We start from the raw sequence: 22,078 nt of genomic DNA on the forward strand, positions 1-22,078 counted from the left end.
AAGTATATGGCTTTTGAAAGCTTAACAGAACGTTTGCAGAATGTCTTTAAAAATCTGCGTCGTAAAGGAAAAATTTCTGAGAGTGATATTCAGGAAGCAACCAAGGAAATTCGTTTGGCCTTACTTGAGGCTGACGTGGCCTTGCCAGTTGTAAAAGACTTTATCAAGAAAGTACGCGAACGTGCCATTGGTCATGAAGTGATTGAAACCTTGAATCCTGCTCAACAAATCATTAAAATCGTTGATGAAGAGTTAACAGCTGTATTGGGGTCTGAAACTTCCGAACTCATTAAGTCTCCGAAAATTCCAACTATCATTATGATGGCTGGTTTGCAAGGGGCTGGTAAAACGACTTTCACAGGAAAGTTGGCTAATAAACTCAAACAGGAAGAAAATGCTCGTCCACTCTTGATTGCTGCCGATATTTATCGTCCAGCTGCCATAGACCAGTTGAAGACACTTGGTCAACAGATTGATGTACCTGTGTTCGAGTTGGGCAATCAAGTTCCAGCTCTTGAGATTGTCCGTCAAGGTTTAGAACAAGCCAAAGCCAATCACAATGACTATGTCTTGATTGATACGGCTGGTCGTTTGCAAATTGACCAAGCCCTTATGGCCGAATTGAGAGAAATCAAAGAGTTTGCTCAACCAAACGAAATTCTCTTGGTAGTTGATGCCATGATTGGTCAGGAAGCTGCTAATGTTGCACGTGAGTTCAATGATCAATTGTCCATCACCGGTGTGATTTTGACCAAGATCGATGGTGATACTCGTGGTGGTGCAGCCTTGTCTGTCCGTCACATCACAGGTCAGCCAATCAAATTCACAGGTACAGGTGAAAAAATCACCGATATCGAAACCTTCCACCCAGATCGTATGTCTTCGCGTATTCTGGGTATGGGGGACATGCTGACCTTGATTGAGAAGGCGAGCAAGGAATATGATGAGAAGAAATCATTAGAACTCGCTGAAAAAATGCGTGAAAATACCTTTGATTTCAATGACTTCATTGACCAATTAGATCAAGTTCAAAATATGGGCCCGATGGAAGACCTTCTCAAAATGATTCCAGGTATGGCTGGAAATCCCGCTCTTTCCAATCTAAAAGTTGATGAAAAACAAATTGCCCGTAAACGTGCGATTGTGTCATCAATGACGCCAGAAGAGCGTGAAAATCCGGATTTATTGACTCCTAGTCGCCGTCGTCGTATCGCTGCTGGATCAGGAAATAGCTTTGTCGAAGTCAATAAATTCATCAAAGATTTCAACCAGGCTAAGTCAATGATGCAGGGAGTTATGTCTGGTGATATGAACAAAATGATGAAACAAATGGGTATCAACCCAAACAATCTTCCTAAAAACATGCCAAACATGAATGGTATGGATATGTCTGCTCTGGAAAATATGATGGGAGGAGCTGGTATGCCAGACATGAGCCAACTAATGGGTGGCGCAGGTATGCCAGATATTTCTCAAATGTTTGGTGGTGGTTTGAAAGGCAAAATCGGTGAATTTACCATGAAACAGGCCATGAAACGCCAAGCAAATAAAATTAAAAAAGCTAAAAAGAAGAGAAAATAATCTCTTCTTTTTTGTACATATAATCTGTTTTAGTAAAATGTAGTAGAAGAAGTTTTACATTTACATACTAAATTCATTAAAAATGTCCTTTAAAAGGGAAAAGATTTAAATTGTCCGTTTTTATGGACATGAATGAAAATGTCTGTTATAATGGACATAATAAGAAAAAGGAGGGAAATGGTATGCAATACATAGCAATTATTGGTGATATCATCAATTCAAAACAGGTATACAATCGTTCAAATATTCAAGAACGGTTAGCTCATGTTATCAAACGTGTCAATTATACTTTTTCAAGTGAATTTGCCTCTCCATTTACTATTACGAAAGGTGATGAATTCCAAGCGCTTTGCAAACCAAGCCCTCACATCTTTCTAATGATAGATCAGATAAAAATAGCTTTTAGAAATGAATTAGAAATTCGATTCGGAATAGGCTTGGGAGAAATCCTTACAGACATTAATCCACATCAAAGTATCGGAGCTGATGGTCCAGCTTATTGGGAAGCTCGGAAAGCAATTGACTATATTCATGATAATAACGACTACGGCACTAGTCAAATAGCCTTCTCATCTGAATACAAACAAATCAATCGCGTGATTAACTCTCTACTGAACTCAAGTGATTTTATCAGAGCTTCTTGGAATAATTCACAAACTGATTTATTTGAAATGTTAATTAGTAATAACATCTACAGTGAAGATTTTAAGCAAAAACCGATTGCTGAGAAAATGAAATTGACTCCAAGCGCGTTTACAAAACGTGTAAAATCTGGTGGGATAAAATTATATTTTCGGAATCGCCAAATGGTGATGAGTTTAATCCTACAACTTTGTCAGAAAGAGGGGTAGCAGCATGTACGCATCCGTATTATCACATTACCTGGTTCAAGAACCAGTCTTAACAGCCTTGTTGATTGCTCATTTCTTAAGTGATTTTACATTTCAAAGCCAACGATTAGCAACTGCCAAAAGAACGAATTTTTTAGCACTTGTCCTCCATCTAACAGTGGTTGGAATTCCACTATCTATTCTGGCTCTTTTACTGCCAATCAATAATGGGGATCTATTTCTTCAAGTTTGGCTAAGTCACCTCGCAATTGATTATTGTAAGTATTTCCTCAGTAAACATGGCTGGATAAAAGAAAAATGGGACGGAAATGCCTTCGTCATTGATCAGCTATTGCATATTTTCTGTATCATCATTTTATATCAAACACTTGGGGTAAATAGTTCTGCCTATTCATTTTGGAGTGAGCCGAATAGTCTATTATTGCAGTTGTTATTTATCATTTTGATTACTAAGCCGGTGAATATTGTTTTTAAACTCTTCTTCAGCAAATATCAGGTAACGGAAGGAGAGGAAGAGTTGACTGTGACAGGTGCAGGTGCCTTGATTGGCCAATTAGAACGCTTGATTATGGGGATTTTTCTACTCATGGGGCAATTTACAGCTATTGGTTTGGTATTTACCGCAAAATCCATCGCACGCTATGATAAAATATCCAAAAGCCAAGCCTTTGCTGAATACTATTTGATTGGTTCGCTGTTTAGTATCATCAGTGTCCTGCTTGCTTATATTTTATTAGTAATATAAATTTTTAAAACTTTACATACAATAAGTTATGTAAAGTTTTTTAGATAACTTATTAACTACATACTTGACTATGCAAACATTGCAAGTTTCAAGTGCTATATGAACCATTTTGTTCGTTTTTTTATGATAGTCTGTGATATAATGGTAAAATGGCCCAGAATTTTATCAGATATTTGTAGGTACAATTTTAAGCTAAACTATAAAAAATTACTCTTTACCAAGTGAAAAGAAATGAAAAATAGGAGCATCTAACATGACAAATTTTGCCATTCTTATTCCGGCATATCAACCCGATTCAAAGTTAAATAAGCTAATAAAGATATTACACTTGATTCATATTTTCAAAATGTTCAAATAGTTGTTGTAGATGACGGGAGTGGAAGAGAATATGATCCGATTTTTAATGCGATTAGCTCAAGTACTAGTCTCATTCGGTACGATAAAAATGAGGGAAAAGGTTTTGCTCTAAAAACAGGATTCAAATTTATTAAGGATCATCTGAAATCAGTAGAAGCAGTCGTAACGATTGATGCAGATGGCCAACACACTGTTGGTGATACAAAAAAATGTTTACAAGAATATGAACGAAACGCTCAAAGGGATCCCCTAATACTAGGTTCTAGAAATTTTGGAAAAAATATTCCACTAAGAAGTAAGATTGGAAATCTAATGACACGCGATGTCTTAAGTTTGTCCCTTGGATTAGATATTTCTGATACTCAAACAGGACTTCGGGTTATTCCAACGACCTACTTTGATAAGATGATTTTGTTGGAAGGGAATCGATATGAATTTGAAATGCAGATGCTCTTGTTTGCAAAAGAAAATAACGTACCCATTATCGAAGTTCCTATTGAAACCATTTATATCAACGAGAATGAATCTTCTCACTTTAATCCAATTATGGACTCGATAAAAATATATAAAACCTTTTTGAAGTTTATTCTATCGTCAGCAAGCTCGTTTATAGTTGATATTTCTGCCTTCAGTTTGATTGTATTCCTTATTGGAAATCAGCATACAGATACAATTTTTATTGCGTCATTCTTATCTCGTTTTTTATCATCTCTATTTAATTTTATGATGAATAAAGCATTTGTATTTCAAAAGGGAGATAAGACAAGTATTTTAAAATATTTTATGTTAGTAATTGGACAAATATCTGTATCTGCTCTGCTTGTTACCTTAGGAAATCATCTATTTCCTGGGGTACAATTATCACTTGTTAAAGTAGTGGTTGATACTATCTTATTTATGATTAGTTATAAAATTCAGAAAAAGTATATCTTTACCAAAAAAGCGGGGATATAAGGTGTTTAAAAGTAAAAAAATTAATCTGATAGTTTACATTTTAGCTTTCTTAACCAGTATTATCTATTTGGGTTGGCGAATTATCTATACCATTCCTTGGGAAGACTCACCTCTATCATATATTTTTGGGGTTATTCTGTGGCTCTGTGAATTAGTTTCATACTCTTCTGCCTTCGTTTTGATTGCCAATAAAAGCAAAACGTTTAATCTTGAAAAAGGTGAACTGACAGCAGAGAATATGCCTGACATTGATGTTTTTATTGCAACTCATAACGAAGACTACACCATCGTGTATAAAACCCTAAACGCCTGTGTACAAATGGATTATCCAGATAAAATAAAGTCCATATCTACATTGCAGATGATACAAATCGACCTGAAATAAAGGCGCTGGCAGAGGAGTTTAATGTTGGTTATTGTGGTCTGGAGAATAATAAACATGCTAAATCGGGAAATTTGAATAATGCACTTAGCCAAACAAACTCTCCTTATATCGCTACATTTGATGCAGATATGATTCCTTATAAAGAATTCTTGCTAGAGACAGTCCCATATTTTTTAGCAGATAGAGAAAATCAGAAACCAATCGGTCTGATTGAACAGCTCCCTGTCAAGTGGACAATGAAATAATAAATGATTAGGCGACGGCCTTGTTCCTCATTTCAAGAGGGGCAAGGCCGTTGTTGCGTTCTTGAAATCGTTGATGATTATAAAAATAGATGTAGGCATCAATATCTGACACCAGCTCCTCAAAAGTCTTATACTTCTTCAAATCATAGCACTCCGTCTTAAAGTGCCCAAAGAAGCTCTCAATTGGTGCGTTGTCAATACACTTACCAACACGAGACATGGAGCGGGTCATCTGATACTTGGTCGTTAAACGGTAATAATCTTTCGAAGTATATTGCGAACCTCGGTCGCTGTGAATCAATGGTGTCGCTTCAGGATTAGCTTTTCGGGCTTTACGAAGTGTTTCTAATACCAATTCATTATCATTCAACTGACCGACCACATAAGCGACAATTGAGCCGTCGTAGAGGTCCTTAATAGCACTCAAATAGGCCTTACAACTGAGACCGTACTTCAAGAAAGTCACATCTGTACACCATTTCTGATTGGGGGCAGTAGCTGTAAAATCACGGTTGAGAATGTTGTCTTCTACATTGACAAAGCTGGTCTTGGTACAGTAGCCCTTAGCTCTTCTGATAATGGAACGAATGCCTAAAATGTGCATCAATCGTCGAATCCGTTTCTTGTTGCAGCTTGTTCCAAGCTTGCGATTGACAAATAGCGTCATACGACGATAACCAAGAATACCATTATGTTGGCTATGAAGTTCCTTGATGACATTCATCAATCCTAAATTTTCCTGTTCAGAAGCTGTTTCCTGGTGTTGTAACCACTTATAGTAGCCTGAGCGAGATACCTTTAGAATACGGCACAAGTGGCTGATAGAAGCCTCTTCCTGTTCTTCCGCATATTCTTTAATCGCTTGGAAGGATTCCAAGTGGCGACCTAGTCTTACCGTCGGTTTCGTCGCTTGATTTCTTCTAACTTTTTTAGCAGGCCGTTCTCCATTTCAAGATACTTAATCCGTTCTTCCTGTTGCTTGATTTTTAGGCGTAACTCTTCTTCCGAAGTTAGATTAGGCTTACTTTCCAAACCTTTTCCACGACGGTCGAGGAGGCCGTTAGAACCGTCCTTCTCAAACTTTCTGACCCACGAATAGACCTGTTGGTAGGAAACCCCATACTTCTCAACAGCCCCTTGGTAATCTTTCTCGTGGGCAAGGGTAAAATTGACAATCTCAACCCGTTCGTCAAATGTTGTCTTGCGTCCTTGTTTCATGCGACTCATTCCTCTACTAGTAGCTTTCAATTCTTTACCACTAGTATAACTTTTTATCCATGATCTGAGAACACGAGGGTCAGAAATTCCATATTTTTTGGTCAGATCTTTGAGACTTCCCAAACCATCAAGATAGTCGGAAACAGCTTGTTCCTTTAGTTCCTTACTATACTTCATCCAGCGACGGCTTTCCTCTAGCCCCTCAACACCAGCTTCTTTGTATTTCCGAACCCAGTTTGATAGGGTGTCTTTAGAAATACCTTGGTTTCTAGTTAACCAACTAAGTGATTTCCCTTCTTCCGAGTGAAGTAGAACAAGTTCTAGTTTCTCAGAGACAGATTTTGGACTTCTTTTGGACATGATAAAACTCCCTTTATAGTTTCTAGTGAAAATTTTTGTTTTTTCACTGTCCACTATAAGGGGAGTATATCAGATTCAGACTCCCCAGAGTTTTTATAACCCAGATATTTTTCAATTTCATTTTTATTCAGAAGATAAACTTCCAAATGAACAAGATTTCTTTTCAAAGAGTGTCAATGTCTTGAATAATACCAGAGGAGCGGCAGTCTACACAGGATCTAATACTTTATTAAGTAGACAAGCGATAGAAGATGCAGGTGGATTTCCAGTTGGCACCATAACTGAAGATTTCGAATTAGGTGTTCGGATGAATATTGCTGGATATTTAAATTATTCGACTACTAAACCAATGGCTAGCGGATTAACTCCTACTGACTTACGTAGTGTTGTGAAGCAGCGCGTTCGGTGGGGAAGAGGGGTTATCAAAAGCAGTTATAATACAAATATTTTTTTCAATCCAAAACTATCTTTAGGACAGCGAGTTGTCTATGTTAATGGCTACCTTTATTGGAGTTCATTCTTCAGACGTTTGGTTTATATCCTTGCCCCGATACTTTATACGGTATTTCACATGCGAATTGTAAAGGCAAATGTTTGGTTATTGCTTATCTATTGGTTGCCATCTTATGTATTTTCAAAACTTGCTATGAGAGATGTAACAGATACCTATCGAACTCAGACATGGGGAGAAATTGTGGAAACTGTATTTGCACCTTATCTCGTATTGCCTTTGTTCTTTGAGTCAATCGGAATCAGTGAGAAAAAATTTAAAGTGACTTCAAAAGACATTAGCGACCGAAATTTTGATTATATGTTTGCCTTGCCCTATTTTATTCTTTGGGTGTTATCTGTTTATGGGTTAATCACTTTTAATATTGGAAAATATGGGTCCGAACTATTCTATGGCTCTGTCATTAGCTTTTGGTTGATTCATCACTTGATTAACTTGACTTTCGCGCTATTTGCTACACTTGGCCGACCAATCTATCGAACTGAGGAACGATTTTTAGTTGATGACGAAGCTGTTGTCGACATAAGTGGTTTAAAAGAGGACGTTACCCTAGTTGACGTTTCTGAACATGGCCTCTCATTTATAAGTAGACGGCCACTTTATATAAAGGAGCACGTGTCAATTTCGTTAAACAATGGGTTATATTCTTTTACAGTAAATGGAAGACTAGCACGTATTGTGGATCAAGACAATATGTGGCTATATGCGATTCGAATTGATGATAGCTTAGATGAAAAGAATAAAAAGTCTTACTATCACTATATTTTTGATCGAACAAATGATTATTTAACCAAAGAAAGGGATAGCTGGGTTACCATTTGGGATGACTTAAGTAACAATTTACTGCAGCGATTCTACTTACTAAAACAGCGTTCATCAACTCAAAAGAACATCAATAGTACAATGCCAAAAATACAAACAAAATACCCAATACTGATTCAAAATCAATCGTTTGACCTGATTAGCTTTGATGGTAACCAAGTTGAATTGTGGGGCGAAAATATCCAATCTCTTCCTGAAACATTTATTTATGAGACTGAAAAAATCAAATTACACTTTAATAAGCTGCACCACCAGTTATTCAGTCAAACAACAATTTATTCAATAGAACGTATGGAGGAAGTTTGCATGGGGGGGATACAACAATTTTATGATGAGCTATACAAGGAGAAGATAGATGTCAGTCATTAAATTTATTCTATTTCTTTGCTCGCTAATCGGATATACTTCGTATGTACGAACCCGAACAAGTATTTCTAAATACCTAGTATATATTGGAATAATCAGTTTTCAAGTTACTTTTTTGTATATTGCATCTCTTTTGAATCTTTTAGCGGGTGCTGCATGGCTACTCTATATACTTGGTTTTACGTTATTTCTTTTCACTAGTAAAGGGAGTATCCGCCATATTTTTGAGGCCATTATCAACAATCTTCATTTTGTTTCTTTATTCATGGCTATCTATGTGGTGCTTTATTGTCTAGCATTGTGGAATCAAACACTTGTCCATTATGATAATTTTACTCATTGGGCAACCATTGTAAAATTTCTACATCTGGAAAATAGACTTCCGAATATTAATGATACCATTATTTCCTATAACAATTACCCAATCGGAAGTTCATTATATCTTTATTACATTACAAAGTTTGTTAGTTTTAACGACGGTATCCTGTTAATCGGCCAATTTATCGTTATCGCAGCAGCTCAATATGCAATTTTTGATACAGTAAAAGATAAGCGAAGATTGTTACCTAATGCGCTGATTTTTGCAGGCATAGGAGTGATGACTTATCTTAATTTTTCCATCCGCTACAATAATCTTTTAGTTGATGCTCTTATTGCGGCCTTGTCTGTTGCTGCCGTTTCTGTACTATTTGAAATGAAGAAGGAGAATTTCCTAGGAAGTACAGTCGTGGTGACATTGATTTTAAATTTCCTAGTGATGGTCAAGGCTAGTGCTCTATTTTTTGTAATCTGTATCATCCTTGCCTATTTTGTAATTGGCATGAAAAGGCAACTATTTAAAGAAAGCCGAAAGCTCTCCATTTATTCGTTGCTGACACTGTTGCCAATCATAAGTAATAGAATCTGGTCATTCCATGTGAAAACAACCTTCGGTGATTCAATTATCAAGAAACATGAAGTTCATTCAGGATCAATAACTGATGTTTTACAACTACAGCTGACAGCTGATCAGACAAAAATACTACAAACTTATCTAGACACCGTCTTTTCATTTAAAACACTCTCTAGTGTTCAAATATTATTAATATTTTGTTTGGCATTGGGCTTGTTAATCTTTTATGGCATTAAGTACAAACAATGGAAGTCTAATCTTCAAATTTATTTGGTATGTGCATTAGTTACGGTCCTGTATTATGCTGGAAATTTAGTCATGTACCTAACAGCTATGCCGGTTGATGAGGCTTTAAGAGTTGCAGGTTTTGAACGATATATATTAACGATTATTCTAATCAATCTGTTTATTTTTATCATTCAACTTGTTCGTCAGATGGATGATGTTTTTTACGAAAAAAATTATTTAAAAAGAAATAATCGTTCGTATAAATCTTTTAGAAATAAGAAGTTATATGAATTAACGACGATAGCTGCTTTAATGCTATTTACAGGATTTATTATTTCAGATACAAATGGTATGTCTGAGCAAATGAATACCGTCTTAGAAGAACAAAGTGCGTTAAATGAAATTGCAAAAGAGAAACACCTAGAATCGGGAAATTATTTGGTAGTTTCGGCAAACCAAGAACAGGTAGATAATTATTTTCTACAATATTACGCCAGGTATGTTTTATGGAATCCACATGTTGATGCCCGATATGATTTTATTGTCACTGACAATGAGTTTGAAACTATTATCAAACAATATGATGGTGTATTACTGCTGGATAATCACTATACTTTCGTAGCAACTATGAAGAAATTAACTCAGCGCACACTATCACCTGGTTACTATCCTGTGGAACAATTTCATTTTGACAAGTAGGAAAACCAAGCTGGTAAAAGATGTCTCTATTTGTTATACTAATAACTAATTACTCCGATGAATGAATACATGTTGGGAGTGTATATTTACAATGGAAGCAGATACAAACAAATTCAGAAAGAAAACACGATTTCATATCTTATTAATCTATGGGTTCTTATTATTGTTATTTTTGTTTTTCTTTTATACAGAAATAAGAAATGATGATTTCAAGTCGGTTTTATTCATCTGTATCATAGCGTTAATCTTATTTGGTTTATTTTTTGAAATCGTACAATTTTCCAGATTATTAAAAGCATCCGAAAAACAAAATATCCTATTACAAAATAGTTTTGACGTATTAGAAAACATCAATCTCTATATTATTGATAGAGATTACAATTATCTTTATATGAACCAACCAGATGTCACCTTTATGGAAAAGAATTTTCATGTTAGTCCGAAGGTTGGGAAAAATGTTTCTGACTACTTATCAGCAGAACACTTTGATTCTTTAAAAGCAAATGTGAATGCAGCATTAGAAAATAATTTTCATACTTCTGAGGAAGTCTTTGATCATGAGGGAGAGAATTTTGTGCTCTATACCTCATATTCTCCAATTAAAAATAAGCGGGGAGAAGTAGTAGCCATATGTTGCATCACTACAAATGTTACAGACGTTGTCAATGAGAAGGAAAAAATGTTAAAATTAATTTATCAAGATCCTCTTACAGAAGTCTATAATCGTAGAAAACTCCACGAATATTACGCTGAAGTTATCCAAAAAGACAATTTAAGTATATGGGTTTTTGTTTTTGATTTAGATAATTTTAAATCCTCAAATGATGCGTTTGGACATGCTGTAGGAGATCAAATTCTTATTCAATTTAGTAATATTCTAATGAATGAGTTTCCATCAACTGCACTTGTTTCAAGGTTGGGAGGAGATGAATTCTGTGTTCTCTTGCCAGAAACAACACATTTCGATATTTTACGCATTCAATCGAATATTGTCCTCAAAATGCAAGAGTTTAATCTCTTTGGGGTATCCGTTTCAATTGGTAAGACATTTGCTAGAAATCCAAGATATCATGAATTGGATGAGTTTTTGGCAGAAGCAGACAGTAATATGTATGCGCAAAAAAAATCTCAAAAAATACAGTCTAAATAATGATGATAACTCTTACTGTCTTGGAAAAAACGTGTGACAGTATCCTCATAATAGAAAGAGGTTGAAAATATTTAGTGCGAACCGATGATTTTTATTTGCTATTTCAACCAATTGTTAATGTGGAAACTAGCAAAACGAATGTTGCAAAAGCTGACGAATATGAAGTATTGCTCCGTTCATACAAAACAGATACCTTCCCATCAGATGAATTTCACTTTATTCTATCTAATGAAGAATACTATATGATCTTCATGGACTGGTTTAGTGAAAAAATTGAAGAAAAATTAAAGCAGCATCCCGAGATTGTACTTTCTGTGAATTTTGATTTAGATCAATTTCAATATATTGGAACCATTCAATTTTTAGAACGATTTACCTCTTATTCTGAAAATATCTTAATTGAAATAACCGAACACTTTCCAACTAGGAACCCTGAATTATTAGATAGTTTGCATGAAATCCTAAAAAAAATAAAACAATATCACTATAAAATTGCAATTGATGATTTTACAGAAGGAATTAATACCTATTTTCTTTATAAAAAATATAGAAGCTATTATAACCGAATCAAGATTACCTATAGGAACAATGTTTTATCATGGCTTAATATTGTATTTTTAGCCAATTATGTGAGACTAATAAATAAAATTTACTCTAAAGAGATTAGCGTTGTAGTTGAGAAAATTGATACAGAGAATAAGGCAAAATGGATGAGAAAATTTGGTCTATATCGTCAGCAAGGGTATTATTGGGGAAAAGGCTCAGAAAAGATTGAACAATTAGATTAAATGAATATTTTAAAAAAAATACAGGAGTCTTGTCTAAATGACAGATCCTGTATTTTTAGTTTTAGTTTAATTGATTCTTATGAAGAGAAATATTGTTGTTTAAAATTCCAAAGGTAAACATTTCCTTTGGAATTTAACTTAAGGAGATATGAGGGCTATTCATTATAAAAAGATCATCAAAGACTCCATGCATCTTTCCGAAAAACTATAATTTTCTTGAAACTTATATAGGATTATGCTATACTACTCATATAGCTAAAATCAGGAGAAAATGATGAGACGCGAGTTATTATTGGAAAAAATTGATCAACTAAAAGAAATTATGCCTTGGTATGTCTTGGAATATTATCAGTCCAAGTTGTCTGTGCCCTACAGTTTTACAACCTTGTATGAATACTTGAAAGAATACCGTCGTTTTTTTGAGTGGTTACAGGATTCGGATTTGGTGTCTGTTGAACGGATTGCTGACATTCCATTAGATGTCTTGGAACATCTGACCAAAAAAGATATGGAGGCCTTTATTCTTTATCTGCGGGAGCGTCCTTTGCTGAACGCCAATACCACGCAGAATGGTGTGTCGCAGACCACCATTAACCGTACCCTCTCGGCCCTTTCTAGTCTCTTCAAGTATTTAACCGAAGAAGTGGAAAATGAGCAGGGCGAGCCCTACTTCTACCGCAATGTCATGAAGAAGGTGTCGACCAAAAAGAAGAAGGAAACCTTGGCAGCGCGGGCGGAGAACATCAAGCAAAAGCTCTTTTTGGGCGATGAAACCATGGAGTTTTTGGACTATGTAGACAATGAATACCAAGCCAAGCTATCCAAGCGGGCCCTCTCCTCTTTCCAGAAAAACAAGGAGCGGGATTTGGCGATTCTGGCCCTTCTCTTGGCTTCTGGCGTCCGTCTGTCAGAAGCGGTAAATTTGGATCTTCGAGATGTCAACCTCAATATGATGATGATCGAAGTAACCCGTAAGGGTGGTAAGCGGGACTCGGTTAATGTGGCTGGGTTTGCTAAGCCCTATCTGGAAGCCTATATGAGCATCCGTCAGCAACGCTACAAGGCTGAAAAAACGGATACGGCCTTCTTCCTATCCGAATACCGTGGTCTGCCCAATCGTATTGATGCTTCATCTATCGAAAAAATGGTTGCGAAATATTCTGCGGACTTCAAGATACGAGTGACACCCCACAAACTCCGTCACACGCTGGCAACACGGCTCTATGATGCCACCAAGTCGCAAGTTCTGGTCAGTCATCAGCTGGGTCACGCCAATACCCAGGTTACCGACCTCTATACCCATATCGTCAACGATGAGCAGAAAAATGCTCTGGATCAATTATGATGTTGCGTAAATTTAATTATGTAAATTAATAAAGGAGTAAGCTCAAACTTACTCCTTTTTCTACTAAATCTAAATCAATTCTTTCAATTTTTCCTGATTAACTGCTGGGTACTGGTCCAAAAAGACTGAGAGGGTTCGTAAAACTGCAGGAATATAGCCAATCTGGTCATTCTCCACCTGCAGGACTAAAAGTGGCTCGTGGAGGCTCATACGGAGCAAGAACCATCCGTCACCATAAGGCTCAGTCAGGTCAAACCGCACTCCTTCTTCGTTTTCTGGGTTAAAAGCAAAGCCTTCGATAGTGGTTTGACGGAGGTCAGCTATCACCTGTTCACCAAGGGCTCGATAGTCTGCCACTTCTAGTTTGAAACGCACTTCTTGGGTTTCAAGTGGTTGTTTGAGCTGGGCAATCAAGTCGTCCAAGGACTTGCCTTCCGCTTGCAGTTTTGGTAAGAGCATGAGAATCTTAGCCGCCACATAGGTGCCGTCATCAAGGAAGTAATTTTCCTTAAAGGCAGCGTGTCCAGAGGTTTCGATAGCCAACTGGCAATCAACTCCCTCTTGGTTGGCTAAAATAGCACGGTTGATCACATTACGGTAGCCTGAAATATAGCGAATTTGTTTGCCACCCAGGCTTTCTATAAAGAATTTCAGGTGTTCAGTTGTTGGGGAATTGGTCACAATGCTGGTTCCTGGGTGTTCCGCCAAAGTAATCTGGCTGAGAACGGCAATCAGGTTGTTACGATTGAGAATTTCTCCTGACTTGGTGACCAGGGCGGCACGGTCAACGTCGGTATCAAAGATAATGCCTAGGTCTGCACCTTGCTTCAAGACAGCCTGACGAATGCTTTCCATAGCTTCCTTGTTATCAGGGTTTGGAACGTGATTTGGGAAGGTTCCGTCTGGGTCTAGGAATTGTGAGCCTGTGGTATCTGCTCCCAATTCTGCCAACACTTTCTCAGCAAAGAATCCACCCGCACCGTTTCCAGCATCGACAATGATATTAAGACCTGTCAGTGGTTTTTCTTGTCCACCACAGGCGGTACGAATTTTACCAACCAAGTCATGGGCATAAGGCGTAATCAGGTCTGCACTGGTGACACTTCCAAGGGAAGAAGCTGGCAAGTCTTCACTATGCGAGAGGATGAAGTCGATATCTTCATGTTCTGCTCCGCCATTTTCCGAAAAAATCTTAATGCCGTTGAAGTAATAGGGCAGGTGGCTGGCAGTGATCATGACACCAGCGTGGCACTTGAACTGAGGGTACTGGGTGCTCATGAAAAGGGCTGGCGTGGTGGCCATGCCAAAGTCAATCAGCTGAACCCCCAGACGAACGGCTTCTTCTGTAAAGGCTGAAACCAAATCTGGACCGCTAAGACGGCTGTCTCGACCAATACCGATGGTCAATTGGCCTTTTTGATAGGCCTGCGCCAGTTCTGGCTTCTGAGTTAGCCAATGAATAAGTCCGCGAACCACTTCCTTGGTGGCTTGTGGAGTGAGATTGACAGCATATTCGTCTGTAGCAATGGCAATGCCACGAATATCTGATCCATTTTGCAAGATGTGATGATGGGACATAGTAACCTCCTAATCGCCGTTTAGTTTATCTTTTATTACGTCGTTAACTCGCATTGCCGTACTCCAGTACTGCCTGCAGCTCGTTGCCTAGTACTAAAAGCATACTAAATGACTTTATCAGTTATTCTAGTATAGCATAATTTCAAAACGCTTTCAAAATGAAAAAAGCACAGCTTTTACTGTACTTTAGTGATGCTTACAGTTGTACCAACTTCCAGTTGACTTTCCACGGAAATAGCTAGTTCCAACTGATTCAAGACTCGCTTGGTCAGATACAAGCCAAAACCTGTAGCTTTTTGGTGTTCACGGCCATTAAAACCTGTAAAACCTTCGTCAAACAGGCGTGGAATATCTTCTGCCAGAATCCCAATTCCTGTATCGGAAATGGAAATTCCACCATTCAATTCAATGGCTACCTTTCCACCAGTCTTATTGTACTTGAGGGCGTTGTCGATAATCTGTGACAAGGCAAAGCTGAGCCATTTTCTGTCGGTCTTCAGTAGCCAATTTCCATCGATGGTCACTGAAATGTCCTTTTGTAAGAACTGATTGCGGTATTTTTTGACCAAATCGACCACCACATCTCTGACTTCCACCTGCTCAAATCGAAAATCACTTGCATGGTTGGTCAGCTTGAGGTAGTTGAGGAGATTTGCCATATAATTGTCCAAGCGTAATAGCTGGTGATTGACATCCTGCTGGTTGAGATTGTCAGTCTGGCTCATCAAAGACAGGGCAGCCAAGGGCACCTTCATCTGGTGGGACCACATTTTGACCATGGCTTGTAGGTCTTCTTCACGTGACTTATAGACCAAAAGCTGTTCACGTGTCGCCTCCTTCTCTGCCTCAATCAAGTTGAGATAGGCAAGGTCCACAGGCTTATTGAGCAGGGGCAGAGCTTCTTCATGGACATAGTCTTCCAAGGCTCTCATGCGGTTGCGAAACTTCCAGAACAGGCCTACTGTCAGTAGGATGATAAGGGTTAGGGACAATAGCAGAGCGTTTTGCAGGAATTCGGTGGGCAGTTGATAGAGAAAGAAAAGCAAGATAAAACTAGTAGCCAGAACAATGTAGGAGAAGTAAAAACTCCGGTATTCACGGATAAATTTTGCTATCATTTGACCAAGTACCCCACGCCACGAACGGTATGAATTCGTTCAAACCCGACTTCGCTCACCTTCTTACGTAGTCTGGTCATGTTTACATTGAGTGTATTTTGGTCAATAAATTCCTCATTTTCCCAGAGTTTTTCCAAGAGTTCTTCCTTGCTAACAATCTGCCCTTGTCGTTCTAGTAAGGCGGACAAAATCTTGGTTTCCGTAGGAGATAATTGAACCTGTTCCGATTCATTTGAAAATCGCCCGTCCAAACTAAGCTGGAACTGGTCAATTGACAAATCAGTTGATTTGCTGAATTGATTGACTCGACGCAGGAAGGCACCGATTTTGGCATCCAAAATCCCCAGTGAAAAAGGCTTGGACACAAAATCATCACCACCCATGTTCATAGCCATGACCGCATTCATCTCGTCATCGCTAGAGGAGATAAAGATAATGGGCATGGTCATGGTTTTACGGATTTCTGTCGTCCAGTAAAAGCCGTTGTAATAGGGTAGGCTAATGTCCATCAGCACCAAGTCTGGTTTGATTTCTGCAACTTCCTGACTGACAGCTCGGAAATTCTGCACACTTTCTACCTGATAAGATTTTCCCAAATGTTGCTTCAAGAGTTGGACAATCATCTCATCATCTTCAACAATATAAATCTTTTCTTTTTTCATCATTTTCATTCTGCAAAAGCCAGGACACAGGTCTTGGCTTTCTTATATACTTCCATTTCTCATTTTTAGACTTGTCAAAATCAATTTGTCATCTTCAATGCTGACGATAACCCTGTAATTGCCGATACGGTAGCGCCATTGGCCAGAACGATTGGCAGTTAAGGCTTTTCCGTATTGCCTGGGGTTGTCAGTCACATGACTGGACAGGTAGTTGGTAATCTGCTTTTGAGTAAATTTATCCAGCTTTTTCAACTGTTTGATAAAACGACTGGTTGGTACGAGTTTATAACAAGTCTTCATTCGTCAATCCCAACTCTTCCAACATTTCCTCCCAGCTAATCGGCTCAATGCCGTTTGCCAAGTCTTCTTGGTATTCTGCCCAGGCTATGTCTGCCACGCGGGCATCGTATTCGTCCTCAAGAGCTTCAAGGGTTTTAGTCCGAATGAGTTCTGACAAACTGACACCTTCAAACTTTGCCATAGCCTGCATAAAGAGCTTGTCCTGCTCAGAAACTTTCAATGTAATAGCTGCCATTTTCTCACCTCTTCTAGTATTCCTTTGGTATTACCATTGTAACACCGTTTCCTAAAAAAAGCAAGAAATCCCGCATAAGCGAGACTTCTGCTACCGTTCAATAATACGATAATAGGTCCGACTGGTCCACTTGTAAATGATAAAGTAGATCAAGGCAACTGCAAGCAATGTAATACCACTAACCGTGTAAATCATGCTGGAAGAAACCACACCAAACATCATCAGCATTTGTTTGAGCATAACCAGGGCAACGACAAAGTGCAGAGTCGCCATAGCCAGTGGCATAAAGAAGACCAAGAGTGTTTGAGAGTTGATGGTTTTCTTAACAGCCTGCTGGCTCATACCCACTTCCTGTAAAATCTTGTAGGATTTCTTGTCCTCATGCCCTTCCGAGTACTGTTTGTAGTAGATAATCAAGGCGGCACCCAGCAAGAAACTAATGCCCAACAAGAAACCTGTGAAGAGGAAACCACCTGTGAAGCCCATGATCATATTATTAAAGTCTGTTTTTTGCATGACGTATCCAATAAATTCTCCATTAGCACCGCTGATATTATAGGCATCGCCTGCCTGCTCACCAAGAGTGGCCACTTCCTCATTGGTCATATCAGTAAAGACACGGTAGTCCAGACTAACCTGATAGCCTTGCGGATTATTTGCTTCAAAGTAACTACGAATGGTTTCAAGAACACTATCATCACTAACCACCATGACGGCAGCATTGAGCGTATTTGTGATGTCTGGGAAAATTGCTTTATCAAGATCGGCTACGTTCTCAAAGCTACTATCACCCAAAGTGACTTTCTCTAGCGAAGGCTTTTCACTCGGACGCATAAAGGCAACTTGATTGGCAGCCAGCTCTGGCAAGTCATTGCCCAACTTCCTGAAATCATCCTGGGTGATGAAGTAGGTAAAGGCCATCTTGCTAAAGTCTGGATTGGCAATAGTTTCTGGACTAATGACAATCTCACTGCCACCATCATAGACCAGACCAGCTTGATAGGTCAGGTAGGTCAGACTATCTTCCGCTTTTTCTGGAAAATGGCTGAGCACCGATTGCTGAAAGGCCATTTCACCCTGACTCCTATCCGCAACAGGATAGGTAATGGATGTTTCCTTTGGATATAGTCCACTTGACATACTGGCCATACCTGTATAGAGGGAGGTCGTTGTCGCAATAGTGACAAAGGCCATGACCGCAAGTAGTGTGATATTGGCCAAGCCTGTTGCGTGCTGCTTCATCCGAAAAATCATCTGCGATGTAGTAATAAAATGCTCTGGCGTGTAGAAATAGCGTTTGTTTTTCCGCCGAGCCTTCAAATACCAAGTCATAAAGCTTATGTAGAACAAGTAGGTCCCCGCAATGACAAAGAGCACAGCGATAAAGAAACGATAGATGACAGCCAACCCTGCTGCTTTCGATGAAAGCGATAGGTAGTAGCCAACGCCTAGGCTAATGACACCGAGAGCAGCCAAGAGGAGATTCCCACGTGGCTCCTTCTCACCCTTTTCACTAGCTCGGAATAAAATCAGCGGACTGGTCTTGCCAATAGTCCGAACGGCCAGTAATTCCAAGATAAAGAAGATACCCGCAAAGAGAAAAGCCGTGAGGACAAATGCCAGAGGTGAAATACTAAAGTGTAAGTCACTATAATTGGTCAGATTCACAAAAATCAAGTAGAGAACATTGGCAAATACACCAGCTAATGCAGAACCCAGCACAATGACCAAGAGGAAGATGAAAAACAGCTCAATACTAGCAACCAAGGCCACCTTCTTCTTGTTCATCCCCAGCATATTGTAAAGTCCAAACTCTCTAGTCCGTTGTTGCATAAGGAAATTAAAACTATATATTTCCATAATCAGCGAGAAAATGGTCAATACAACGACACCCAGTCCGATAGACACGGCACCTGTTCCCATGGATTTCATGACTGGACTGAGCATGAGCAAGAACATAGAACAAATCAAGGTAAAGAGGACCAGGCTGGCTAAAACAAAGGGAGAAAACACACCCATGGATTTCCGGATATTTTGCCCAGCAAGTTTGAGGTAAAACATCTACTCACCCCCTAAAAGTGCAGACATATTGAGCGAAATTTCCTTGGCAAAGTCCTGATTGCTCTTACCTGCCTTGTATAACTGATGGAAAATCCGACCATCTTTGATAAAGAGAACGCGTTTGGCATGGCTGGCTGCGTTGGCTGAGTGGGTCACCATGAGAATGGTTTGTCCATCTAAGTTGATGTCTTCAAACAAATTCAGCAAGTCTTCCGAATTGCGGTAATCTAGGGCAGCTGTCGGTTCGTCCGCTAGGACAATTTGTGGCTGGGTAATCAAACTACGGGCAATGGCCACGCGCTGCTTTTGTCCACCAGACAGTTCAAAAGGACGTTTTTTCAGCAAATCTTGAATCCGCAGTTTTGGTGCTAAAACCTTCAAACGTTTTTCCATTTCCTCATGGCTGGTACGGGCCAATACCAGAGGTAAAAAGATATTGTCTTGGATGGACAGGGTGTCCAAGAGATTAAAATCTTGGAAGACAAAACCTAGGTTACGCAAACGGAAATCTGCTAGCTTGCTTTCCTTGATTTTAGTAATATCCTGATTGTTTAAGATAACAGAGCCCCTCGTCGGCTTGTCCAGGGTTGCTAGAATGTTGAGCAAAGTCGTCTTACCTGAACCACTTTCACCCATGATGGCGATAAACTCGCCCTCTTCTACCTTAAAATCCACATCTTGCAAGGCACGAGTTTCCTCTTTTGAAAAGCGCGTGCGGTAAACTTTTTCTAAATGATTGATTTCTAATAACATACAAACTCCTAATTGTTTTCTTTGGATAAATCAACTGTATCAAGTAATGCTTGATAGTCGATTCGGTCTGATTCAGCAATATTATCTTCTAAATCCACCTTATAATAACCATCCTGGACACCGATGGCCCATTCCTTGCCAGTAGTTATAAAGAGATTATTCAAGGACACTGTTTTTTTCACTAACCCCTCTTCTTTGACAACAGGCCATTCCATAAACTTAACTTCTGTTCCTCGAATACTATCTTTGGCAACTTCCTGTTTGCTAACGGCATAGTCTTTTCCCTTGTAATGGAAAGTTTGATAGCCCTCATCAAAGCTAAGGCCTGCTGAAGAAGAAGAACAAGCGGTTAGCATTATACTGCCCAAAGCTAGCAAGCCAAATACTTTCTTTTTCATAGTTTCCTCCCTCTAGTATGCCATAAATCTTATACTTTGCAAATCATGGGCGAGCTCTTCTAAGAATACGGCTTGTTCCAAGAGTTCAGCTTTCTCTTTTTCTGAGAATGCAATTTCTTCGATTCTCTTTGCTTGTAAAAATTTGAATGACATATGATTTCCTTCTTTCTATTTCTTATGAGTCTATTATAGAAAATATTCCTCCTGCATTCTCTTACAGTTCTGATTAAAAAACTTACAGCTTTGTAAGGAAAGCAAAAAAAAGACACCATTCTGGCATCTTTCAATCTAGTCTATTTTGTTTCCCCGATAAAGGCAATCATGTCGTCTAATTCTTCCTTGCTTTTGGTTACAAGTAGATAGGCATCATTTCCCTGCAATTCTGCGAAGGCGTCAGGCATGCGTTTTACTGTTTTTAGCTTATCCGCATAACGATCACGAATAGCATCTGCAGAATGTACATAATCTGTTGCATCACGACGGGTTGCTACCAAACAATATTGTGGCTCAAAACGCCGTTCCTCAACTGAACCTCCAGAAACAACATTGGCATAATCACGGAAAAGATCAATTGAATGGGCATAGTTATATGATTCTACTGTAAAGCCACCGGCCATACGGTTATTGTATTCAATAGCAATATAATCTTTACCATCCTTGAAAAATTCAATATGGAAGAAACGCTCTTTCATGCCAAATGCTTTGATAATGGCACGTCCGTAGGATACCAATTTGGGGTCAAGCTCTTTTTCAATGTAATAGGCATTATCTTTTTTGCTTTGTACCAATTCAAAAGGTGTATGTACATAAGTTAATCCTGTTTCAAATACAACATTTCCCTTGCTGTCAATCAAGCCATCATAAGTTGTAATGATACTTGAATTGACAAATTTCTCAAAGAAATAAGCTGTACGACCATCCCAGGCTGTTTTAAAGTCTTCCAAATCGGCTTTCTTTGTCAGCTTAAAGGTTCCTGATGCTCCCACCCCATTGTCAGGTTTAGCAATCAGTGGGAAACCAATCTTTTTCACAGCTTTTTCAATATCTTTTTCAGTTTTTACAACCATACCTGGAACTACAGGAACACCTGCTTTAGTAAAGTATTTCTTCATTTCAGACTTAAACTTTGTCTTTTTAAGATTGCTTGGCTTAGCCCCAAAGATATTGAATTGTTCACGAAGAGCTGCATCTGTCTCTAACCAATGCTCATTATGAGATTCTACCCGATCCATTGGACCATGCTTGTAAATAAGAAAGGCTGCTGCACGCTTGACTTCATCCAAGTTTTCAAGGTTCTCAACACGGAAGTATTCTGTTAAGGCATTACGAAGTTCTTCAGGGAGCTGATCATAAGGCTCTTGTCCAATACCAAGAACAGTAAAGCCTTCTTTTTTTGCCAATTCAATAGTAAATGGCTGGAAATTTTCAGGATAAAAAGGGGAAATGACGAGATAATTCATAAAAGGTCCTTTCTAG

Annotated in this window: 22 protein-coding genes and 1 pseudogene; 12 read left to right on the forward strand and 11 right to left on the reverse strand. The window is 38.6% G+C overall.

The window, feature by feature from the left end:
• Positions 1-6: 6 nt before the first annotated feature.
• The 7 genes and pseudogenes from ffh (at position 7) to L6410_RS05165 (ending at position 5,118) form a co-directional block, all read left to right on the forward strand.
• Positions 7-1,581: a signal recognition particle protein gene (ffh, locus tag L6410_RS05135; RefSeq protein WP_024392133.1), complete on the forward strand. Its 1,575-nt coding sequence runs from the start codon at positions 7-9 to the stop codon at positions 1,579-1,581.
• 182 nt (positions 1,582-1,763) lie between these two features.
• On the forward strand, positions 1,764-2,432 hold the full coding sequence (locus L6410_RS05140; protein ID WP_024397522.1) for a SatD family protein: 669 nt from the start codon (positions 1,764-1,766) through the stop codon (positions 2,430-2,432).
• A gap of 4 nt (positions 2,433-2,436) precedes the next feature.
• A complete protein-coding gene (locus L6410_RS05145; protein WP_024397523.1) occupies positions 2,437-3,177 on the forward strand; it encodes a DUF3307 domain-containing protein in 741 nt (246 codons plus the stop codon).
• A gap of 396 nt (positions 3,178-3,573) precedes the next feature.
• Positions 3,574-3,708 (forward strand): annotated as a pseudogene (locus L6410_RS05150) (glycosyl transferase); the annotation flags it as partial.
• Positions 3,709-3,846: 138 nt separating this feature from the next.
• Positions 3,847-4,488 carry a GtrA family protein gene (locus tag L6410_RS05155; RefSeq protein WP_237396496.1) on the forward strand — a complete coding sequence of 214 codons (642 nt, stop codon included), beginning with the start codon at positions 3,847-3,849 and terminating at the stop codon, positions 4,486-4,488.
• A 1-nt stretch (position 4,489) separates the two neighbouring features.
• Positions 4,490-4,873: a hypothetical protein gene (locus L6410_RS05160; RefSeq protein WP_237396498.1), complete on the forward strand. Its 384-nt coding sequence runs from the start codon at positions 4,490-4,492 to the stop codon at positions 4,871-4,873.
• A 5-nt stretch (positions 4,874-4,878) separates the two neighbouring features.
• On the forward strand, positions 4,879-5,118 hold the full coding sequence (locus tag L6410_RS05165; protein WP_237396697.1) for a glycosyltransferase: 240 nt from the start codon (positions 4,879-4,881) through the stop codon (positions 5,116-5,118).
• Between the two features lie 7 nt (positions 5,119-5,125).
• On the opposite strand, the gene L6410_RS05170 is transcribed toward L6410_RS05165, so the two are convergent.
• A protein-coding gene (locus tag L6410_RS05170; RefSeq protein ID WP_237396500.1) for an IS3 family transposase occupies positions 5,126-6,696 on the reverse strand; the annotation gives its coding sequence in 2 pieces (ribosomal slippage) (positions 5,126-6,051 and positions 6,051-6,696; 1,572 coding nt in all).
• 25 nt (positions 6,697-6,721) lie between these two features.
• On the opposite strand from L6410_RS05170, the gene L6410_RS05175 reads away from it, so the two are divergent.
• The 5 genes from L6410_RS05175 to xerS all read left to right on the forward strand — a co-directional run bounded on the left by L6410_RS05175 (position 6,722) and on the right by xerS (position 13,497).
• Positions 6,722-8,398, forward strand: a complete 1,677-nt coding sequence (locus tag L6410_RS05175; RefSeq protein ID WP_237396509.1) for a glycosyltransferase family 2 protein — start codon at positions 6,722-6,724, stop codon at positions 8,396-8,398.
• Complete coding sequence (locus tag L6410_RS05180) at positions 8,385-10,214, forward strand: hypothetical protein (protein ID WP_024397526.1); 1,830 nt, start codon at positions 8,385-8,387, stop codon at positions 10,212-10,214. Before L6410_RS05175 ends, L6410_RS05180 begins: the two co-directional genes overlap by 14 nt.
• Positions 10,215-10,305: 91 nt before the next feature.
• Positions 10,306-11,364: a sensor domain-containing diguanylate cyclase gene (locus L6410_RS05185; protein ID WP_237396511.1), complete on the forward strand. Its 1,059-nt coding sequence runs from the start codon at positions 10,306-10,308 to the stop codon at positions 11,362-11,364.
• Positions 11,365-11,438: 74 nt separating this feature from the next.
• Positions 11,439-12,152, forward strand: a complete 714-nt coding sequence (locus tag L6410_RS05190; RefSeq protein WP_024392139.1) for an EAL domain-containing protein — start codon at positions 11,439-11,441, stop codon at positions 12,150-12,152.
• A gap of 274 nt (positions 12,153-12,426) precedes the next feature.
• The gene (gene xerS, locus L6410_RS05195; protein ID WP_237396716.1) at positions 12,427-13,497 is read left to right on the forward strand and encodes a tyrosine recombinase XerS; all 1,071 of its coding nucleotides are present in this window, start codon (positions 12,427-12,429) and stop codon (positions 13,495-13,497) included.
• A 69-nt stretch (positions 13,498-13,566) separates the two neighbouring features.
• On the opposite strand, the gene L6410_RS05200 is transcribed toward xerS, so the two are convergent.
• From L6410_RS05200 to L6410_RS05245, 10 genes are all read right to left on the reverse strand, one after another.
• The gene (locus L6410_RS05200) at positions 13,567-15,075 is read right to left on the reverse strand and encodes a phosphohexomutase domain-containing protein (RefSeq protein WP_237396513.1); all 1,509 of its coding nucleotides are present in this window, start codon (positions 15,073-15,075) and stop codon (positions 13,567-13,569) included.
• Between the two features lie 176 nt (positions 15,076-15,251).
• Positions 15,252-16,193 carry a sensor histidine kinase gene (locus L6410_RS05205; protein ID WP_237396515.1) on the reverse strand — a complete coding sequence of 314 codons (942 nt, stop codon included), beginning with the start codon at positions 16,191-16,193 and terminating at the stop codon, positions 15,252-15,254.
• A complete protein-coding gene (locus L6410_RS05210; protein ID WP_024381849.1) occupies positions 16,190-16,858 on the reverse strand; it encodes a response regulator transcription factor in 669 nt (222 codons plus the stop codon). Before L6410_RS05210 ends, L6410_RS05205 begins: the two co-directional genes overlap by 4 nt.
• Before the next feature lie 39 nt (positions 16,859-16,897).
• Entirely contained in the window at positions 16,898-17,155 is a 258-nt protein-coding gene (locus L6410_RS05215; protein ID WP_024397534.1) for a type II toxin-antitoxin system RelE family toxin, read from the reverse strand.
• Positions 17,139-17,390 (reverse strand): type II toxin-antitoxin system RelB family antitoxin, encoded by a 252-nt coding sequence (gene relB / locus L6410_RS05220; RefSeq protein ID WP_024385224.1) that lies wholly within the window; start codon positions 17,388-17,390, stop codon positions 17,139-17,141. The genes L6410_RS05215 and relB overlap by 17 nt, the downstream gene beginning before the upstream one ends.
• Positions 17,391-17,480: 90 nt before the next feature.
• Entirely contained in the window at positions 17,481-19,451 is a 1,971-nt protein-coding gene (locus L6410_RS05225) for an FtsX-like permease family protein (RefSeq protein ID WP_237396518.1), read from the reverse strand.
• A complete protein-coding gene (locus L6410_RS05230; RefSeq protein ID WP_024407069.1) occupies positions 19,452-20,204 on the reverse strand; it encodes an ABC transporter ATP-binding protein in 753 nt (250 codons plus the stop codon). It abuts the gene before it with no gap.
• 8 nt (positions 20,205-20,212) lie between these two features.
• Positions 20,213-20,602, reverse strand: a complete 390-nt coding sequence (locus L6410_RS05235) for a NisI/SpaI family lantibiotic immunity lipoprotein (RefSeq protein WP_105139035.1) — start codon at positions 20,600-20,602, stop codon at positions 20,213-20,215.
• Positions 20,603-20,614: 12 nt separating this feature from the next.
• Positions 20,615-20,755, reverse strand: coding sequence for a hypothetical protein (locus tag L6410_RS05240; RefSeq protein ID WP_237396520.1), 141 nt, complete (start codon positions 20,753-20,755; stop codon positions 20,615-20,617).
• Positions 20,756-20,895: 140 nt separating this feature from the next.
• Positions 20,896-22,062 (reverse strand): ATP-grasp domain-containing protein, encoded by a 1,167-nt coding sequence (locus L6410_RS05245; RefSeq protein WP_237396535.1) that lies wholly within the window; start codon positions 22,060-22,062, stop codon positions 20,896-20,898.
• Between the last annotated feature and the right edge of the window lie 16 nt (positions 22,063-22,078).

Source organism: Streptococcus parasuis, assembly GCF_021654455.1.
In the GTDB taxonomy this organism is placed as follows: Bacteria; Bacillota; Bacilli; order Lactobacillales; family Streptococcaceae; genus Streptococcus; species Streptococcus parasuis.

Bases quoted from the DNA above. Each gene is read 5' to 3' on its own strand.
- relB (WP_024385224.1), bottom strand. From the start codon at position 17,390: ATGGCAGCTATTACATTGAAAGTTTCTGAGCAGGACAAGCTCTTTATG.
- L6410_RS05180 (WP_024397526.1), top strand. From the start codon at position 8,385: ATGTCAGTCATTAAATTTATTCTATTTCTTTGCTCGCTAATCGGATAT.
- L6410_RS05240 (WP_237396520.1), bottom strand. From the start codon at position 20,755: ATGTCATTCAAATTTTTACAAGCAAAGAGAATCGAAGAAATTGCATTC.
- xerS (WP_237396716.1), top strand. From the start codon at position 12,427: ATGAGACGCGAGTTATTATTGGAAAAAATTGATCAACTAAAAGAAATT.
- L6410_RS05200 (WP_237396513.1), bottom strand. From the start codon at position 15,075: ATGTCCCATCATCACATCTTGCAAAATGGATCAGATATTCGTGGCATT.
- L6410_RS05205 (WP_237396515.1), bottom strand. From the start codon at position 16,193: ATGATAGCAAAATTTATCCGTGAATACCGGAGTTTTTACTTCTCCTAC.
- L6410_RS05210 (WP_024381849.1), bottom strand. From the start codon at position 16,858: ATGATGAAAAAAGAAAAGATTTATATTGTTGAAGATGATGAGATGATT.
- L6410_RS05230 (WP_024407069.1), bottom strand. From the start codon at position 20,204: ATGTTATTAGAAATCAATCATTTAGAAAAAGTTTACCGCACGCGCTTT.
- L6410_RS05245 (WP_237396535.1), bottom strand. From the start codon at position 22,062: ATGAATTATCTCGTCATTTCCCCTTTTTATCCTGAAAATTTCCAGCCA.
- L6410_RS05185 (WP_237396511.1), top strand. From the start codon at position 10,306: ATGGAAGCAGATACAAACAAATTCAGAAAGAAAACACGATTTCATATC.
- L6410_RS05140 (WP_024397522.1), top strand. From the start codon at position 1,764: ATGCAATACATAGCAATTATTGGTGATATCATCAATTCAAAACAGGTA.
- ffh (WP_024392133.1), top strand. From the start codon at position 7: ATGGCTTTTGAAAGCTTAACAGAACGTTTGCAGAATGTCTTTAAAAAT.
- L6410_RS05235 (WP_105139035.1), bottom strand. From the start codon at position 20,602: ATGAAAAAGAAAGTATTTGGCTTGCTAGCTTTGGGCAGTATAATGCTA.
- L6410_RS05155 (WP_237396496.1), top strand. From the start codon at position 3,847: ATGACACGCGATGTCTTAAGTTTGTCCCTTGGATTAGATATTTCTGAT.
- L6410_RS05225 (WP_237396518.1), bottom strand. From the start codon at position 19,451: ATGTTTTACCTCAAACTTGCTGGGCAAAATATCCGGAAATCCATGGGT.
- L6410_RS05145 (WP_024397523.1), top strand. From the start codon at position 2,437: ATGTACGCATCCGTATTATCACATTACCTGGTTCAAGAACCAGTCTTA.
- L6410_RS05215 (WP_024397534.1), bottom strand. From the start codon at position 17,155: ATGAAGACTTGTTATAAACTCGTACCAACCAGTCGTTTTATCAAACAG.